Raw genomic sequence first — 16,288 nt, forward strand, 5'->3', positions numbered from 1 at the left:
AACACCCCGGTCCGCCCGAAGGGAAGCACCGCGTTGTCCCGCCCCGCACGATTCGACGTCCTCTTCGAACCCCTGCAGATAGGCCCCGTCACCACCAAGAACCGCTTCTACCAGGTGCCGCACTGCAACGGTATGGGGCGCGCCCACCCCTCGGGCATGGCAGCCATGCGCGGCATCAAGGCGGAGGGCGGCTGGGGCGTGGTGTGCACCGAGCAGTGCGACATCCACTACTCCACCCAACACCAACGCGAACTGCGCCTCTGGGACAGTCAGGACATACCCGTACTGTCCCGGGCCAGTGGCCAGATCCACGCCCACGGGGCCCTGGCCGGTGTCGAACTGGCCCACAACGGCGGGCACGCAGCCAACCTGGAGTCACGCGCCGTACCCATGGCTCCCAGCACGGAAGCCACCCGCAGCCTGCTTCCTGGCACCGCCCGCGCCATGGACAAGGACGACATCCGATCTTTCAGGCGCTGGCACCGAGAGGCCGCACTGAACGCCCGGCGCGCAGGCTTCGACATCGTCTACATCTACGCCGGGCACAGCATGACCCTGCCCATCAACTTCCTCTCCCCGGGACGCAACAGGCGCACCGACGAGTACGGAGGAAGCCTGGAAAACCGTGCCAGGCTACTGCGGGAGCTGATCGAGGACACCAAGGACGCCGTCGGCGACACCTGCGCGGTGGCGGTCCGCCTCTGCATCGACGAGATGATCGGCCCCCGTGGGATCACCGCCGACGGCGAGGGCTACGACGTCATCGAGCTCCTGGGTGAACTCCCCGACCTATGGGACATCAACATTGCCAACATGGGGCACGACGGGGCCACTGCGCGGTTTGAGCAGGAAGGATGGCAGGAGAAATACGTCAAACGTGTTAAACAGGCCACCACTAAGCCTGTGGTGGGAGTGGGCCGGTTCACCTCCCCGGACACCATGGTCTCCATGCTCCGGTCCGGCACGCTGGACCTCATCGGCGCTGCGCGTCCCTCCATAGCCGACCCCTTCCTGCCCACGAAGATCGAGCAGGGCCGGTTCGACGACATACGCGAGTGCATCGGCTGCAACGTCTGCCTGGCCTTCGACTCACTGGGCGCCCCCCTGCGCTGCACGCAGAACCCCACCATGGGCGAGGAATGGCGCCGCGGATGGCATCCCGAAACCATCCCGCCCAAGAACACCGACGACACCGTCCTCATCGTCGGAGGCGGCCCCGCCGGCCTCGAGGCCGCCCGGGGCCTGGGCCAGCGCGGCTACGACGTCATCCTGTGCGAGGAGTCCCGAGAACTCGGGGGACGCGTCACCCGAGAGGCCCGCCTGCCGGGCATGGCCACCTACGGCCGCGTGCGGGACTGGCGACTCCAACAGCTCAAACGGATGAAGAACGTGCAGCTCCTCCCCGGCAACCGCATGACCGCAGACCTCGTCACAGAAGCCGGCTGCTCGCTGGTGGCCGTCGCCACCGGAGCGACCTGGTCGGCCGACGGCGTCGGACGCCACCACGCCACGCCCGTCCCCGGACTGGCGGACCTACAAGTGTACACCCCGGACGACATCATGGATGGCCGAATACCGCAGGGCCGTGTGGTGATCTACGACGACGACCACTACTACATGGCTACCGTCATCGCCGAGCACCTCGCAGCCGTGGGATGCGCCATCACGTTCGTCACCCCTGAGCCCACGGTTGCCGCCTTCACCCAGTACACCGCTGAACAGAAGCGGGTCCAACGCCGCGTCCTCGAACTCTGCTCCGCCGTCCACACGTCGACCGCGCTGGTCCGGGCGGAGCCAGGACAGGCCCACCTCGCCTGCACCTACACAGGGCGCGAGAACACCGTTTCCACCGACGCGCTGGTCCTCTCCACCGGGCAGATCCCACGGGACGCTCTCTACCAGGAACTGACTCGACGGGCACCTGCCGTCCTCGAAACAGCCGGCATTCGCCGTGTCGTCCGGGTGGGCGACGCCCACGGCCCGGGGATCATCGCAGCCGCCGTGCACAGCGGACATCTCTTCGCCCGCAACCTCGACACAGCCCTGACCGACCGGGCTCCCTACCGGCGCGAGAACGTCGCCCCCGAATGGGACCGGCCCCTGCCTCCGAGAGGTGTCGCCTGATGGGGACGTTCAAGGAATTCCTCGCCAAGACAGCCGGCGGTAGCCCCCTGACCCGCCAGGAATCCGCCGAAGCCTTCACGATCATGACGAGCGGCGAAGCCACCCCCTCGCAGATCGGGGCCTTCTTGATGGCCCTGAGGGTGAGAGGAGAGACGGTCGAGGAGATCACCGGAGCCGCGACCAGCCTCCGTGCCAGGATGCTCACCGTCACAGCGCCCCCCGGCGCCGTCGACATCGTCGGCACAGGGGGAGACGGCTCGGGCTCCTACAACATCTCCACCTGCGCCGGACTCATCGTGGCAGGAGCAGGCGTTCCCGTGGCCAAGCACGGCAACCGAGCCCTCTCCTCGCGCTCAGGAGCCACCGACGTCCTTGGGGCCCTGGGCGTGCGAACCGCACTCTCCCCGGCCGGGGTCGAGCACTGCATAGCCAAGGCCGGCATCGGCTTCATGCACGCCCCCAACCATCACCCCGCCCTCAGACACGTCGCCCCCACCCGCGTCGAACTCGCCACCCGTACCGTCTTCAACATCCTCGGCCCCTTGCTCAACCCCGCAGGAGTGCGACACCACCTGGTCGGCGTCTACTCCCCCCAGTGGGTCGAGCCCCTCGCTCACGTCCTGGGCGAACTGGGCTCCACCCGCGCCCTCGTCGTCCACGGCTCCGACGGCCTGGACGAAGTCACCACCACCGGACCCACACACGTCGCCGAACTCGGGGACGGCACCGTCAAAACCTACGAGATCACCCCCACGAGCGCAGGTCTGCCCACCGCGGGCGCAGGCGACCTCCAGGGGGGCACCCCCCACGACAATGCGAGGGCACTACTGGCCGTCCTCGAAGGAGCCCAGGGGCCCTACCGGGACATCGCGGTGCTCAACGCCGCCGCCGCGCTCGTCGCCGCCTCGCACGTCAACGACTTCCAGGAGGCCGCCGGTCTGGCCGCCAAGTCCGTCGACTCCGGTCAGGCCCGCGCATGCCTGACCGCCTTGATCGAAGCATCCAACTCCCCGACGAACGAGGACAAGGCATGAGCGACCTACTGGCTCGTATCACGACGTACAAACTCGACGAGATCGCCGAGGCCAAACGACGGCGACCACTCGGTGCCGTGAGGGAGCAGGCCCAGAGCATGGCTGCGCCACGAGGCTTCCTCGCCGCCCTCGAGCACCGGCAGGCACTCGGCCACTACGCACTCATCGCCGAGGTCAAGAAGAAGAGCCCATCCAAAGGGATCATCCGGGCGAACTTCGATCCGGCCGGGCTTGCCCGCGCCTATGCGGCAGGTGGGGCCGCCTGCCTCTCGGTACTCACCGACACACCCTCGTTCGCCGGCAAACTGGAACACCTGGCCGAGGTGCGCGACACCGTGGCGCTGCCCCTGCTGCGCAAAGACTTCATGCTCGACCCCTACCAGGTCGCCGAAGCCCGGGCCTGGGGCGCCGACGCGATCCTGCTGATGCTGTCCACCGTCGACGACGACACTGCTGCGGCCATCGAGAACGCCGCACAAGAACTCGGCATGGACGTCCTGGTCGAGGTCCACGACCAGGAGGAACTCCTTCGCGCGGCCCGGCTCGACTCCCGTCTGATCGGCATCAACAACCGCAACCTCAAGACCATGCAGACCGATCTGTCGACCGCGGAGACCCTGGCCCCGCTGGTCCCGGAAGGCAGGGTCGTCGTCGCCGAGAGCGGTCTGCGCACGTCCCAGGACCTCAAGCGAATGGCAGCAGCGGACGTCACCGCCTTCCTCGTCGGAGAGAGCCTCGCCCGAGTTGACGATGTCGAGGCCGCGACGCGGTCGCTCCTGGCACAGTAGTGCCGTTACGCACACAACCGAGGTGACGCGCCGGCAAGGGAGCACGGAACCATGAGCGTTGAGTTTCTCATCACAGCCTTCATCATCGTCGTCTCACCAGGAACAGGCGCGGTCTACACCGTAGGCACCGGCCTCACCCGCGGTTTCCGCATGTCGGTGGTCGCAGCCTTCGGCTGCACACTCGGGATCGTTCCGCACCTGGCGGCAGCCATCGCGGGTCTCGCCGCCATCCTGCACACCAGTGCCCTCGCGTTCGAGACCTTCAAGTGGGCCGGCGTCGCCTACCTGCTCTTCCTCGCCTGGCAGACCCTGCGCGAGAAGGGCGCCATGAAGATCGACACCGAAGGCGATGCAAAGACGAACGGGAACTCAGCACTGCGGGTCACCGGCACTGCGATCCTGATCAACTTCCTCAACCCGAAACTCTCCATGTTCTTCCTGGCCTTCTTGCCCCAGTTCGTCGAACCCGGCAGCGCCAGCACGCTCCCGCACATGCTTCAGCTCTCCGCGGTATTCATGATCATGACCTTCATCGTGTTCGTGATCTACGGCGGGTTCGCAGCAGCCGTACGTGACCACATCATCACCCGCCCGAAGGTGCTGGCCTGGATGCGTCGGACCTTCGCCGTTGCCTTCGTCGGACTCGGAGTCCAACTGGCACTCGCCAGCCGCTGACCTTTCCCTCCCGTCCTGACGTGTCCCACCGGGCAAGGCTTCGAGCGGCGGATGAACCTCAAGGAGCTCTGTGCCTGACCAGCTGTTCGTCAAGGTGTGCGGACTCAAGACCGAACGAGACGTGGACGCGGCCGTCGAAGCCGGGGTGGACGCCATCGGTTTCGTGTTCGCCGACAGCCCTCGACGCGTCGACGTCAGTACCGCCATCCGCCTCGTCCGGCGCCTACCGCCCCAGGTGGTACCTGTCGGCGTCTTCCGTAACCAGTCCGTGACGGACGTCCGCTCCCTGGCCAATCTCACCGGCGTACGCGCCGTCCAACTCCACGGCCGTGAGGACCGCAGACACTTCACCGCACTCGGCGGAGAAGGATGGACGCTCATCCGAGGAACCCACTATCGCGAACCGGCACCGAGGTGCGGCCAGATGGGCGAGGACATCCTCCTGCTCGACGCGCCCACTCCAGGCGCAGGAGTCCCCTGGAACTGGACACGCAAGGTCCTTCCCCCGCCCGGCTCCACCTGGCTCCTGGCCGGCGGGCTCACCCCGGACAATGTGGCAGATTCCATCGAAGCCACTCGGCCCTGGGGCGTAGACGTATCCAGCGGCATCGAAAGCACCCGCGGCGTCAAGGACCCGCATCTGATCGAGAAATTCGTCAAGGCCGTCCGAGCCACGTCAGGAGAGGGAGGAACATGACCATTCGCCTGTACGACACCCATGCGCGACAGATCCGCGACTTCGTCCCGCTCACACCGGGCCGCGTCTCGATCTACCTGTGCGGCGCGACCGTGCAGGCCGCCCCGCACATCGGGCACATCCGCTCGGGCCTCAACTTCGACATCATGCGCCGGTGGTTCTCCTACCGGGGCTACGACGTCACGTTCGTGCGGAACGTCACCGACATCGACGACAAGATCATCCACAAGGCCGCCGAGCAGGACCTGCCATGGTGGTCGATCGGCTACGAGAACGAGCGCGCCTTCAACAGCGGCTACGACACGCTCGGCTGCCTGCCCGCGACCTACGAGCCGCGGGCGACCGGGCACATCCCCGAAATGATCGAGATGATGCGCGGCCTGATCGAGCGCGGCCACGCCTACGAGGCCGACGGCAGCGTCTACTTCGACGTGCGCTCCTTCGACGGCTACCTCCAGCTCTCCAACCAGGACCTCGCCGACCTGCGCCAGCCCACCGAGAAGGGCATCACCGGCAAGCGCGACCCGCGCGACTTCGCCCTGTGGAAGGCCACCAAGCCGGGGGAGCCCGACTGGGAGACCCCATGGGGCCGAGGCCGGCCCGGGTGGCATCTTGAGTGCTCAGCGATGGCCCACAAATACCTCGGCGAGGCCTTCGACATCCACGGCGGCGGCCTCGACCTGGTCTTCCCCCACCACGAGAACGAACTCGCCCAGGCCAAGGCATTCGGCGACGACTTCGCGTCGTACTGGATCCACAACGCCTGGGTGACCATGAGCGGCGAGAAGATGTCCAAGTCGCTCGGCAACTCGGTCCTCGTCTCCGAGATGGTCAAGCAGTGGCGGCCCATCGTGCTCCGCTACTATCTGAGCACCCCGCACCACCGGTCGATGATCGAGTACAGCGAGGAGGCCCTGCGCGAGGCGGAGTCGGCATTTGCCCGGATCGAGGGCTTCCTCCAGCGCGTGGTCGACAAGGCTCCCCCGGCCGAGCCGGCCGCCGAGGTGCCCCCAGCCTTCGCCGAGGCGATGGACGACGACCTCGGAGTCCCGCAGGCACTCGCCGTCATCCACACCACCGTCCGCCAGGGCAACGCCGCACTCGCCGCCGACGACAAAGAGGGCGCCGTCGCCCGCCTTGCCGAAGTCCGCGCGATGCTCGGTGTCCTCGGCCTGGATCCGCTCGACGCGCAGTGGGCCGGCGAGTCCAGCCAGGGCGAAGCCCTGCAAGGCGTGGTCGACACTCTCGTACGTCTCGTCCTGGACCAGCGCGAGGCGGCCCGCAGCCGCAAGGACTGGGTCACCGCCGACGCCATCCGTGACCAACTCACCCGGTCAGGCCTGGTCGTCGAGGACAGCGACGGCGGCGCCCGCTGGACCCGTCGGCCCAACTGAGAGTGAAGAGGAACCCCAGGACACCGGTGACCACGTCGATGCTGGAGCGACTACCGCGGGCAGAGGTATGACGGCCGGTGTGCAGGCGACATGGAGAAGAAGTTCACCGACCGGCGCCGGGAGGAGACCACCGCGCACAGGACTGCCTGGGAGGAGGGCTTCCGGGGCCGCAGTGGAGTCGCGCAGGTCGGCCGGAGTGACCACCACCCTCAGCGGCAGGCCGCAGGTATCGACCACAAGGTGCCGTTTGCGGCCATCTTGCGTCGGTGCCGCGGTGGCCTGGTGAAGGCGGACCTGGGCGGCGCGGAGGGGTCATCGGGGAACGCCGTAGTCGTCGGCGGGCTCGTGGTGGATGAACCAGCCGCCGTGCTCCTCCTCGATCTCCACTCGTGGACAGCGCCGACCCCGGCTGCCGTACGCGTGCGGCAGCCGGGACAGGAGCGTGTGGTGTTGTCCGGGACCGCTACGGGGCAGCCCCTGTTTCCGGAGCGAAATGGCGTCCCGCGAGGCGCGAGGTCACCATCCATCGTCGCGAAAGTGACTGATAGCCATCGAATCCAGCGGGGAGTTCGGCCTCTCGACGTGAGCTGCCCGGCGTCACCCGGGCCTACCGCGCCGGCGTCTCCTGTACGGCGCTCCCGCTGGAGAGGGCTCCGGGCGCGCCCTCCACCTTGGCCAGCGTCACCTGGCCGCGCAGCAGCTTGCGGCTCGCGGAGTCGGCGAGGCCGCGCCTGCCGTGCAGGGTGCGCTGGTTGTCGATGACCACGAGATCGCCCTCGGACCAGCGGTGTTCGTGCAGGTAGCGGTCCGACAGGAGGTGCGCGCGCAGGTCGGCGAAGAACTGCTCCGACTCCTCCGCGGGCACGTCCGGCACGCGGACGTTCCAGCTGGCAAGGGCCTCGTCGGCCTGGAATGGCAGAGCGAGGTTGAGCGAGGTCACCCGGCCGTAGTCGCGGAACGTGGGAATGCGGTACCAGCCCTCGGGGACGTTCGTGAAGTAGCCGCGCTCGGTCGCCATGTACTCCAGGTGGCCGCGGTCGAGCACCTCCCGCAGGTGGTCGGGGAGTTCCCTCCACGCCGTGATCTGGTCGCACACCAGGGTCGCGCCGTCCTGCTGCACGCGCGCCTCGGCGGCGTACAGGACGATCAGGTCGACCTGCGTGCCGAGCAGCACCCCGTCGGTGTGCAGAGGGAGGCCGCCGCGGCCGGTGATGACCTTGCCTTCCTCGCGCGTCCCGTCCAGGTGCAGGATGTCCGTGAAGCCGTAGCCGACGCTGTCGTCATCGTCGTCGTACGACACCTTGTCGCCGAGGCCCGAGACGAACGCGCGGAACTCCTCCTCGGTGAATGCCTGGTCCTTGACGACCGCGACGCCGGACTCCAGCGCGAGTTCCCGCACGGTCCCGGGGTCGGCCTGGGTGCCCTCGTTCCACAGGGCCCCGAAGCCGGACGGTGTGAGTGCCGCATAACCGGACTGTGTCATCGTGTTTCGCCTTTCACTTTTCACTGGGTGATGTGCTGGGAGGAAGCCCGGGCCACCTGGGCGACCGCGCGGTCGTAGGCCTCACGGCCTGTCATGAGGGCCAGGGGGTTCTGAGACGCGGTGGCGATCTGCGACGCGAGCAGGGCGCGGTAGACCAGGCCCGTACCGCCGGGCGTGCCGGTGTGCCGGTCGACCAGCCGGTCGAGATTGGCGCCGAGGCCGTTGCCGTGGTGGATCGCCGTCTTCGGGCGCCAGGCCACGTCCTCGGGCAGCAGCTCCCGGGCGGCGACCCGCAGATGCCCCTTCTCCCTGCCGCGGTACGTCTTCACGGCCGGGTCGGTCGCAAGCGCGGTCTCCAGGACGCCGGCGTGCCAGTACGGGTGCGTGAGCCGGTGCCCGCCCTGGTCGCCGAGCGCCGCGGTGAACTCCGAGGAGTAGCGGGTGCGGTGCACCGCCTCCCTGACCTTGGCCCCGATGTCCCCGCCGATCTCGTCGGTCGTCGCCATCCCCGAGTTCAGCAGGTCCGAACCGTAGCCGGTGAGCAGCAGCCGCTCCACCGCGTACCCGCCCCGGCAGAACGCAGCGAGGGCGACGCCGATCGCGATCGTCTGCGGCTCACCGTGGCCGAACGCGCGCACGGTGGCCGGCAGTGCCTCGACGACGTCGTCCGCCCCGAGCGTGGTCGCGCGCAGGTCGAGCCCCACCGCCTGCGCCGCCTCGGCGGCGTGGTCGAACTCGTCGCCCCACTCGGTGCCGATGGTGTAGGCGGTGGCGGGCGCGCCGGTCTCCGCGACCAGTGCCGCCACGAGCCCGGAGTCGACGCCGCCGGACACCAGGACACCGACGTCCGGCGCGGTGGACAGGGCCTCGGCGATGGCGTCGCGCAGCGCCTGAACCTGCGCCTGGCCGGCGAGGAGCGCCTCGCGGAACTTGACGGGGGTGTCCGGGAGATCGGCCTGCCGGGTGCGCGTGCACTGCCATGCCCCGGACTCCCGGCGCAGTTCCAGTTCGACGAGGTGCTCCAGGCGTTCGACGCCGACGACGGCGGACAGGGGCCCTTCCTGCACGCCGATCTCGTCCCGCAGCGCCGCGGGCGTCCCGGTCAGCGAGGCGTAGGCGGCGGCGGTCGTCGGCAGGTCGGTGCCGACGATGAACCGTCCGGTCGCTGCGTCCTCCGCGAAGTACACCGGGGTGGTGTTGGACGCCGACGTCGTCACCCGGACCCGGTCCGCCGCGACGTTCAGGGACGTGCCCGCCGCTTCGACGGCGAAGGTCATCCCGGGACCCTCGGTGACGGGGGAGCGCCCCGAGGCGTACGCTCGCACCTCGCCCAGGACGGTGGGGGAGAGGACCTCGTCGAAGCCGGGTATCTGCCAGTTCGAGACGACCAGCCACGGCGCGCCGGTCATCGGACAGCTCCGGCCGGGGCGTTCGTGCCGATGACGCGGTTCATCTTCTGCTGCGCCTCGCCGGCGGCGAACGCCGCCCGGTGGGCCAGCTTTCCGGCCACCCTGGTCCGTTCGAGGCCTTCGATGTAATTCGAGTTGAGATAGGGCTTTGTCTTACGGAAGCCGGCCGGGGTGAACGCGGCGGCCTGTCGGGCGCGGCGCAGTGCCGCGTCCCGCAGGGCCTCCGCCGGAACGACCTCGTGCAGGAGGTTGTCCCGCTCCGACTGCAGCGCGTCCCATTCGTCGCACGTCATCAGCATCTTCTGTGCCACGGCCCGGCCGGCGACGGTTTCCAGCATGAAACCGCCGAAGGTACACGCGATACCGAGCTCGAATTCGGGCATCTTGAGGACACAGCGGCTGCTGCCGACCCGGTAGTCCGCGCAGAGTGCTATTTGCAGGCCGATTCCGATGGCATAGCCGTCGATCGCCGCGATCAGCGGCCGGTCGAGCTGGAGGGCCGCGACGTAGAGATCGGTGACCTGGTCTATCCATGCGTCGACCTCCTCGCCGCCGGTGAACTTCGCCGTTTCGTGGAAGCTGCCACCGACACCGAACGACCGGCCGACTCCGCTGAACAGCACGACCGAGCGCACCTGTTCGTCGCGGGAGAACTCCCTGAGCAGCCGGGTGAGCCCGTCCATGCGTGGCATCGACCACGGGTTGTGCCGATGTGTGTCGTCGAACTCGACCAGGGCGACGCCGTCCGTCACGGCGACGCCGAAGTCGAAGGTGTCGTAGCGGTCACTCATGAAATCTTCCTCCAGGGGTGTGCTCGATTGCTGGCGGAATCACGGCAGCCTGAACCAAAAGCGCCTGTGGGTGAGCGGAAAATCTGGAATCTATGAGCCGAAGGGCGGGAACGAGCCGCGGGTTCGGACGGTCATCTACTGTTTCTGGCCGCGCGCAAGCAGCAGCGGGCGCGCAGCCAGCACCCCCACCGTGGTCACCACGGTGAGCGCGGCCATGAGCCACCACAGCCCGGCGGGCGCCGAGTCGAGCAACGCGGCCACGACGAACGGCACCAGCGCACCGGAGATCCCGACGGCGACCTGGTTGAACGCCATGAACGAGCCGAGTTCGGAGGGCGGCGGCAGATCGGTGAGCAGGGCGTAGCGCGCGTGCGCGACCGCCAGTTCACCCGCGGTGTAGATCACCATGCCGACGAGCAGCAGGACGACGAGGGCGGTGCCGCCGAGCGCGCCGCCCAGCGCCATGGCCACGAGGAAGACCGCGGTGAGCAGCGTCCCCGCGAGGAGCACCGTGAGGTTCCCCCAGCGATCCAGGAGCGGGGCGAGCGGCAGTTGGAAGACCATGAGGAGGCCGGTGTTCACGGCGAACAGCGTGCCAGCCAGCCAGGCGGGCGCGCCGAGCGTGCCGATCAGGTAGGCGGACATGCTGGTCTCCACCGCCAACGCGACCATCCACAGCGGGGAGTTGAACCCGACGACGACGAGGAAAGCCCCGTCGCGCCACGGACCGCGGCTGAGCTTCGCGCGATCGGCGGGCGGCACCGTCGGCGTCCGCAGCGGCCACAGGACGAGCCCGGCGACGAGGAAGCCGGCCGCGTTGGCAAGGCCGAGCCACATCAGGGCCGTCTCGCCGCCGGCGATCAGAGCGCTGCCCAGGAGGGCGCCGCCGCCGACACCGGCGTTGAAGGCGGTGCGGGCGAGCGCGAGCCACCGGTTGCGCTCGCCGTCCGGCGCGAGGGCGACGGCGAGGGCGGGCGAGGCTGCCTGCTCGGCCCGGTTGCACAGCGCGATGAGGACGCTGAACAGGGCGAAGGCCGCGACGTGGCGGATGGATACGTAGCCGATGAACCCGGCGGCACGCAGCAGCGCCGCCGCGATCAGCACCGTCCGCGGGCCGAGCCGGTCGATGAGCCGCCCGACCCAGAACATCCCCGGCAGCGCGACGAGGGCGGTGACGCTCAGGACCGTGCCGACCTGCGTGAGCGAGATGCCGAGCAGGGCGGGGAAGAACAGCAGCGTGTACGGGTAGAACACGCCGGTGCCCAACGCGCTGACCAGGTTGGACAGTCCGAACGTGACGACCCCGCGGCCGTGCGGAAGGACCGCGCGCAGGCCCGTGCGCGGTGCGGTGTCCGTCGTGGTCACAGGCGCACCTCGATCTGCAGCTGACCGAGCGCGGCGTCGGCCAGGCGCACCGCCTCGGCGGCGCTGTCGCCGACCGCGACGATCCGGCCGATGACGTCCATGTTGCTGGTGGGGGAGCGGACTTCGTCCCCTGCTTCGGCCTCCAGGTCCACGTCGATACGGTCGGCGACCCGGCGGGCCAGCTCGGTGCCGTGCACGGCGTGCAGGGTGCCCGTCGCGCCGGCCGTGACATAGCGCGAGGCCGCCGCCTTGTTGCGCAGCGGGGCGAGGTCGGCGGGCAGGCCCGCGTGCAGCCTTACGACCTGGAGCGGCAGGTCGGTGCCGGTGGCCTCGAGGATCAGCCGGGTGATCTCCGCGCCGGCGGGACGTGCGTTGATCTCCACCAGCTTCACGCCGGTGGCGGTCACCTTCAGCTCGACGTGCGCCGCGCCGAATGCGTGCCCGATGGCGTCGAGCGCGGCGTGCGCGGTCTCGGAGGCCGCGCGGGTCACCGCTTCGGGGAGCATCGACGGGAAGCTCTCCCCCAGTTCGACGAAGTGCGGATGGCCCCCGAGGACCTTGTCGACCACGCCGATGGTGTGGCGCCGCCCGCCCGTGAGCACGGACTCCACGCTCACCTCGTAGCCGATCAGGTACTCCTCGATCAGGGCTCCGACGGGCTTGGCCTGGCCGCGGAAGTCCCGCTCGTGCGCCGTCAGCGCGCGGAAGTGTGCTCGTACGTCGTCCGCGCTGCGGCACAGCCGTACGCCGATGCTGCCCGCCTCGGTGGCGGGCTTGACCACGCAGGGGTAGCCGATGTCGTCGGCGGCGGTGACCGCGGCCTGTTCGGTGACCGTCCAGGCGAAGCGCGGCCCGGGCACCCCGGCGTTGGTGCACGCCCTGCGGGTCGCCAGCTTGTCGCGCGCCCGGTGGGCCGCCTCCGGTGAGAGGCCGGGCAGCCCGAGCTTTCTGGCTGCCTCGGCGACCACGTGGACGCTGTAGTCGGTGAAGGTGCACATGCCGCGCACGGTGGCGGTGCCCGCGGCGGACCGGACGGCGGCGACGACGGCCGCCGCGTCATGGGTGTCGGCCCGAACCACGTGGTCGGCCAGGTCGGCGGGCCCGGTCGCCCCGGCGTAGCGGCCAGGGTCCCTGGCGACGAAGACGGTACGGAAGCCCAGGGTCCGCGCCGCGACGAGGGGGCTCAGTCCGAAGCGCGAGAGCTGGGTCTCCACCACGACGAAGGTGTCCTGCGGGCTCATCCGGGCTGTCCCAACGGCAGGACGTGGCAGTTCAACCGGGTCGATGAGCAGCCGCGGGAGCGCTTCGCGGTGTCGCTGCCGATGCCGTACTGGATCGTCGCGACGCCCAGCTCGGCGGCGCGCTCCACGGCGAAGTAGTAGAGGAGTTCGTAGTAGAGCGGCACCTTGCCGAGGTAGCCGTAGTCGAAGCCGCACTGGCGGGCGTACCACTGGTCGCCGCGGCGGAGCATCAGGGCGAAGCCGCGGAGGTCGCCGTCCGCCCGGCCGAGCAGCACCGAGGCGTCGTCCTCGAACCGGGCGGCGGCGGTGGCGATGGCCGCGGCGGACCGCTCGGCAGGCCAGTCGAGGCCGTACTTGGCGAGGAGCTGGACCTCCAACTCGGCGAGTCTGCCGGTGAGTTCTGGTGTGACCGCCTCGTGGGTGATGTCGAGGCCCGCCGCGCGGACCTTGGCGCGTTCGCTGAGCACGCTGAGCCGGCGCTTGCGCGGCAGCGCCGCCGCGTAGGCGGGAAAGCCGGCGGGGTCGACCGGCAGCCAGTGGTAGTTGCCGGAGGTGAAGGAGGAGTAGCCCCGGTCCCGCAGCACCGCGGTGAGTGTGGTGTCCCGCTCGTCGACGTACGGGAAGGACACCGACGCGGAGTCGGTGTCAGCGGCCAGCTTCTCCGCCTCCACGACGAGGAGTTCCACGTCGTCACGCGGGGCCTGCCGCGGCCCGGCGGTGTGCAGCACGCGGGTGCGGCCGACGTGCCGGCCGCCGCAGTGGACGGTGGGCAGCAGGGCGCCGGCACCGCCGTCCAGGCCGCGGGCGAAGTCCGCCGCGCCGTCGGAGCCCTCTGTGACGCAGTGGTCGAGAAGGTGGTCCACCCTTCCGGCCACCCACGGCACGTCCGCCGTCGCGAGTGCCGTGGCCAGCGCGGCGACCGGCTCGCCTGCGCGCTTGAGGCTCAGGTACCGCATGGGGGTCCGGGCGGTCTCCTCCACCACCCTCAGCCAGCGGTGGGACAGGAAGAGATCGTCCGGGCCCGCCAGGCGGTCCCAGTCGTCCACGGGTATGTCCGGGGTGCGCTCCCACGACAGGAGCGCGTTGTCGCCGCTCTGCATGATCCCCCTGACGCCTGGCGTCCCTCTCCCGTCGGGAAACGTCAGGTCGTGTAGTCGGCGTTGATCCTGATGTATCCGTCGGTGAGGTCGCAGCCGTAGACGGTGAACTCGCCCGCCGCGATGCCGAGGTCGATGGTGATCACGACCTCGTCGCCCTTCAGGTGCGAGGTGGCGGCGGCCAGGACCTCGTCGGTCACGGGCGCCGGGTAGGTCTCGGTCTCCCCGAAGCGGATCACCACGTGCGACGGGTCGATGTCCAGGTCGTCCTCGCACTTGCCGATCGCCATCGCGACGCGCCCCCAGTTGGGGTCGGCGCCGTGCACGGCGGTCTTCACCAGCGGGGAGTTGACCACGGTCTTGCCGACCCGTTTGGCCTGCGCGTCGTCGCGGGCGCCGACCACCCGCACCTCGATCAGCTTGCCGGCGCCCTCGCCGTCGGACGCGATCTTGCGTACGAGCTGCAGCGCGGCCTTGTACAGAACGGACTCGAACTCGGCCTCGTCGACCGGGCCCGCCAGGCCGTTGGCGAAGATCGCGGCGCTGTCGCTCGTGGAGGTGTCGGTGTCGATGCTCAGCGCGTTGAAGGTCCGGTCGACGACCCGGCGGAACACGCGGTCAAGGGCCGGCTGGTCCAGCTGGGCGTCGGTGAAGAAGAACACCAGCAGCGTCGCCATGTTCGGCTCGATCATGCCGACGCCCTTGGCGATGGCGCCGATGGTCGCGTCACCGCACGGCAGCGCCACGTGCTTGGCGACGGTGTCCGTGGTCATGATCGCCTTGGCGGCCGCCGGCAGGTCCGCTTCCGGCAGGGGCCACTGGAGTTCGGAGAGTCCGCCGCGGACCCGGTCCATCGGGTACTGGCGCCCGATGACGCCCGTGGACGCGATCAGCAGCTCTTCCGGCGAGAGCCCGGCGGCCTCGGCGACGGTCGCCCGGACCTCCTTGGCGTTCGCCATGCCCTCGGCGCCGGTGGCGACGTTGGCGTTGCGGGCGATGACCACGACGCCGCGGGCCTCGCCCGCCGCCGTCGACTCGCGGCTCAGCGTCACGCTGGGCCCGACGAATCTGGACCGCGTGAACACCGCCGACACCGCGGCGGGAACCTCCGACAGGACGACGGTGAAATCGTCCGCAGCGTCCTTGATCCCGAGTGCCGCTGTCCGGCTGCGGAAACCACGTGGACTCAGCGATGACATGTCATCACCCCTTTCAGCCGACGCGCCGAGCACCTTGTACTCGCCGAGTATGCACCCCGCGTACTCGCAGAGTATACATGTCCCTACATGACGATACCTAGACTTTGCCTGGCCTGCTGATGGAACTCCAGTGCGCAGAGGGTAGGAAAAGCCCGGATTCATACGCTTTCTGACGGCACATCAGCCGTGTGACGTGTGCCGGACCGCCCTGGGGTCTCTGGGCAAGGACTGTATAAATATGTAAGCTCGCGCCCCAGAGGGATGGTGTGCCGGTCAACGGGGGAAGTGATGTGCACCGTATTTCTTCGCGTTCACACGCGCCCGGAGTTGGGCGTTCTGGTGGCGGCCGTTCGGGACGAGTTCACGGATCGCCCTTGGTCCGCGCCGGGCAGGCACTGGCCCGAACGGCACCTCGTCGGCGGCCTTGACCTCGTGTCCGGCGGCACCTGGCTCGCCGTTCGGACCGACCGCCCGGCGGTCGCGGTCCTGGTGAACGGCCCGGGGGAGGTGCCCGAGCAGCCCGGCAGCCGCGGTGTGCTGCCGCTGCGGATGCTCACGGGCGGGGCGCCGACCCGGCACGACGTCACCGATCTTCCGGGCTTCCATCTGCTGCACGCCGAACCCGGGCGGACGCGGGTGATCAGTTGGGACGGGCGCCGGCTGCGCGCGCAGGACGTGCACCCGGGCGACCACATGCTCACGTACGGCGGACTCGACGATCTGGGGCATGCGCGGGTCCGTCGCTTCCTGCCACAACTGCCTGGCCTGGCCGACGACGTGTGGCGGACCCTGCTCGAAGGCCCCGAACCTTTGCCGGCCGCCGAGGAGGCCCTGCTCGTCGACCGGCTCGAATCGGGCCGGTCCTATGCCACGACCTCGGCCGCGCTCGTCCGCGTCGGCCACGACAGGCTCACCTACGACTTCACCGCAGATCCACGGGGCGCCGGAACCTGGCGTCGGATGGCCGGCCCCGTGCGCAGCCATCGCTAGC

Annotated in this window: 14 protein-coding genes and 1 pseudogene; 7 read left to right on the plus strand and 8 right to left on the minus strand. The window is 69.5% G+C overall.

What is annotated here, in order from left to right; translation table 11 throughout:
• The first annotated feature begins 33 nt into the window (after positions 1 to 33).
• The 6 genes from ACIQ1J_RS06435 (at position 34) to cysS (ending at position 6,712) form a co-directional block, all read left to right on the plus strand.
• The gene (locus tag ACIQ1J_RS06435; protein WP_403554586.1) at positions 34 to 2,124 is read left to right on the plus strand and encodes an FAD-dependent oxidoreductase; all 2,091 of its coding nucleotides are present in this window, start codon (positions 34 to 36) and stop codon (positions 2,122 to 2,124) included.
• Entirely contained in the window at positions 2,124 to 3,158 is a 1,035-nt protein-coding gene (trpD, locus tag ACIQ1J_RS06440; protein WP_403554588.1) for an anthranilate phosphoribosyltransferase, read from the plus strand. The genes ACIQ1J_RS06435 and trpD overlap by 1 nt, the downstream gene beginning before the upstream one ends.
• Positions 3,155 to 3,946: an indole-3-glycerol phosphate synthase TrpC gene (trpC, locus tag ACIQ1J_RS06445; protein ID WP_403554590.1), complete on the plus strand. Its 792-nt coding sequence runs from the start codon at positions 3,155 to 3,157 to the stop codon at positions 3,944 to 3,946. The genes trpD and trpC overlap by 4 nt, the downstream gene beginning before the upstream one ends.
• Positions 3,947 to 3,997: 51 nt before the next feature.
• Positions 3,998 to 4,621, plus strand: coding sequence for a LysE family translocator (locus ACIQ1J_RS06450; protein WP_403554592.1), 624 nt, complete (start codon positions 3,998 to 4,000; stop codon positions 4,619 to 4,621).
• Between the two features lie 70 nt (positions 4,622 to 4,691).
• Positions 4,692 to 5,318, plus strand: coding sequence for a phosphoribosylanthranilate isomerase (locus tag ACIQ1J_RS06455; RefSeq protein ID WP_403554594.1), 627 nt, complete (start codon positions 4,692 to 4,694; stop codon positions 5,316 to 5,318).
• A complete protein-coding gene (gene cysS, locus ACIQ1J_RS06460; RefSeq protein ID WP_403554596.1) occupies positions 5,315 to 6,712 on the plus strand; it encodes a cysteine--tRNA ligase in 1,398 nt (465 codons plus the stop codon). The genes ACIQ1J_RS06455 and cysS overlap by 4 nt, the downstream gene beginning before the upstream one ends.
• A gap of 153 nt (positions 6,713 to 6,865) precedes the next feature.
• Here the strand turns inward: cysS and ACIQ1J_RS06465 are convergent.
• From ACIQ1J_RS06465 to argJ, 8 genes and pseudogenes are all read right to left on the minus strand, one after another.
• A pseudogene (locus tag ACIQ1J_RS06465) lies at positions 6,866 to 6,970 on the minus strand (transposase); the annotation flags it as partial.
• Between the two features lie 349 nt (positions 6,971 to 7,319).
• Positions 7,320 to 8,195 (minus strand): TauD/TfdA family dioxygenase, encoded by an 876-nt coding sequence (locus tag ACIQ1J_RS06470; RefSeq protein ID WP_403554598.1) that lies wholly within the window; start codon positions 8,193 to 8,195, stop codon positions 7,320 to 7,322.
• A 20-nt stretch (positions 8,196 to 8,215) separates the two neighbouring features.
• Positions 8,216 to 9,604 carry an asparagine synthase C-terminal domain-containing protein gene (locus ACIQ1J_RS06475; protein ID WP_403554600.1) on the minus strand — a complete coding sequence of 463 codons (1,389 nt, stop codon included), beginning with the start codon at positions 9,602 to 9,604 and terminating at the stop codon, positions 8,216 to 8,218.
• Positions 9,601 to 10,395: an enoyl-CoA hydratase/isomerase family protein gene (locus ACIQ1J_RS06480; RefSeq protein WP_403554602.1), complete on the minus strand. Its 795-nt coding sequence runs from the start codon at positions 10,393 to 10,395 to the stop codon at positions 9,601 to 9,603. The genes ACIQ1J_RS06475 and ACIQ1J_RS06480 overlap by 4 nt, the downstream gene beginning before the upstream one ends.
• 135 nt (positions 10,396 to 10,530) lie before the next feature.
• Positions 10,531 to 11,760, minus strand: coding sequence for an MFS transporter (locus ACIQ1J_RS06485; RefSeq protein WP_403554604.1), 1,230 nt, complete (start codon positions 11,758 to 11,760; stop codon positions 10,531 to 10,533).
• A complete protein-coding gene (locus ACIQ1J_RS06490; protein ID WP_403554606.1) occupies positions 11,757 to 13,001 on the minus strand; it encodes an ATP-grasp domain-containing protein in 1,245 nt (414 codons plus the stop codon). The genes ACIQ1J_RS06485 and ACIQ1J_RS06490 overlap by 4 nt, the downstream gene beginning before the upstream one ends.
• Positions 12,998 to 14,101: a GNAT family N-acetyltransferase gene (locus ACIQ1J_RS06495; RefSeq protein ID WP_403554608.1), complete on the minus strand. Its 1,104-nt coding sequence runs from the start codon at positions 14,099 to 14,101 to the stop codon at positions 12,998 to 13,000. The genes ACIQ1J_RS06490 and ACIQ1J_RS06495 overlap by 4 nt, the downstream gene beginning before the upstream one ends.
• Positions 14,102 to 14,142: 41 nt before the next feature.
• Entirely contained in the window at positions 14,143 to 15,297 is a 1,155-nt protein-coding gene (gene argJ, locus ACIQ1J_RS06500; RefSeq protein ID WP_403554610.1) for a bifunctional glutamate N-acetyltransferase/amino-acid acetyltransferase ArgJ, read from the minus strand.
• 288 nt (positions 15,298 to 15,585) lie between these two features.
• Between argJ and ACIQ1J_RS06505 the strand changes: the two genes are divergently transcribed.
• Positions 15,586 to 16,287, plus strand: coding sequence for an NRDE family protein (locus ACIQ1J_RS06505; RefSeq protein WP_403554612.1), 702 nt, complete (start codon positions 15,586 to 15,588; stop codon positions 16,285 to 16,287).
• Position 16,288: the final 1 nt, after the last annotated feature.

It is taken from the genome of Streptomyces sp. NPDC097107 (genome assembly GCF_044762405.1).
GTDB classification, from domain to species: domain Bacteria; phylum Actinomycetota; class Actinomycetes; order Streptomycetales; family Streptomycetaceae; genus Streptomyces; species Streptomyces thinghirensis.

Bases quoted from the DNA above. Each gene is read 5' to 3' on its own strand.
- trpD (WP_403554588.1), top strand. From the start codon at position 2,124: ATGGGGACGTTCAAGGAATTCCTCGCCAAGACAGCCGGCGGTAGCCCC.
- trpC (WP_403554590.1), top strand. From the start codon at position 3,155: ATGAGCGACCTACTGGCTCGTATCACGACGTACAAACTCGACGAGATC.
- ACIQ1J_RS06450 (WP_403554592.1), top strand. From the start codon at position 3,998: ATGAGCGTTGAGTTTCTCATCACAGCCTTCATCATCGTCGTCTCACCA.
- cysS (WP_403554596.1), top strand. From the start codon at position 5,315: ATGACCATTCGCCTGTACGACACCCATGCGCGACAGATCCGCGACTTC.
- ACIQ1J_RS06470 (WP_403554598.1), bottom strand. From the start codon at position 8,195: ATGACACAGTCCGGTTATGCGGCACTCACACCGTCCGGCTTCGGGGCC.
- ACIQ1J_RS06475 (WP_403554600.1), bottom strand. From the start codon at position 9,604: ATGACCGGCGCGCCGTGGCTGGTCGTCTCGAACTGGCAGATACCCGGC.
- ACIQ1J_RS06480 (WP_403554602.1), bottom strand. From the start codon at position 10,395: ATGAGTGACCGCTACGACACCTTCGACTTCGGCGTCGCCGTGACGGAC.
- ACIQ1J_RS06490 (WP_403554606.1), bottom strand. From the start codon at position 13,001: ATGAGCCCGCAGGACACCTTCGTCGTGGTGGAGACCCAGCTCTCGCGC.
- ACIQ1J_RS06495 (WP_403554608.1), bottom strand. From the start codon at position 14,101: ATGCAGAGCGGCGACAACGCGCTCCTGTCGTGGGAGCGCACCCCGGAC.
- argJ (WP_403554610.1), bottom strand. From the start codon at position 15,297: ATGTCATCGCTGAGTCCACGTGGTTTCCGCAGCCGGACAGCGGCACTC.
- ACIQ1J_RS06505 (WP_403554612.1), top strand. From the start codon at position 15,586: ATGTGCACCGTATTTCTTCGCGTTCACACGCGCCCGGAGTTGGGCGTT.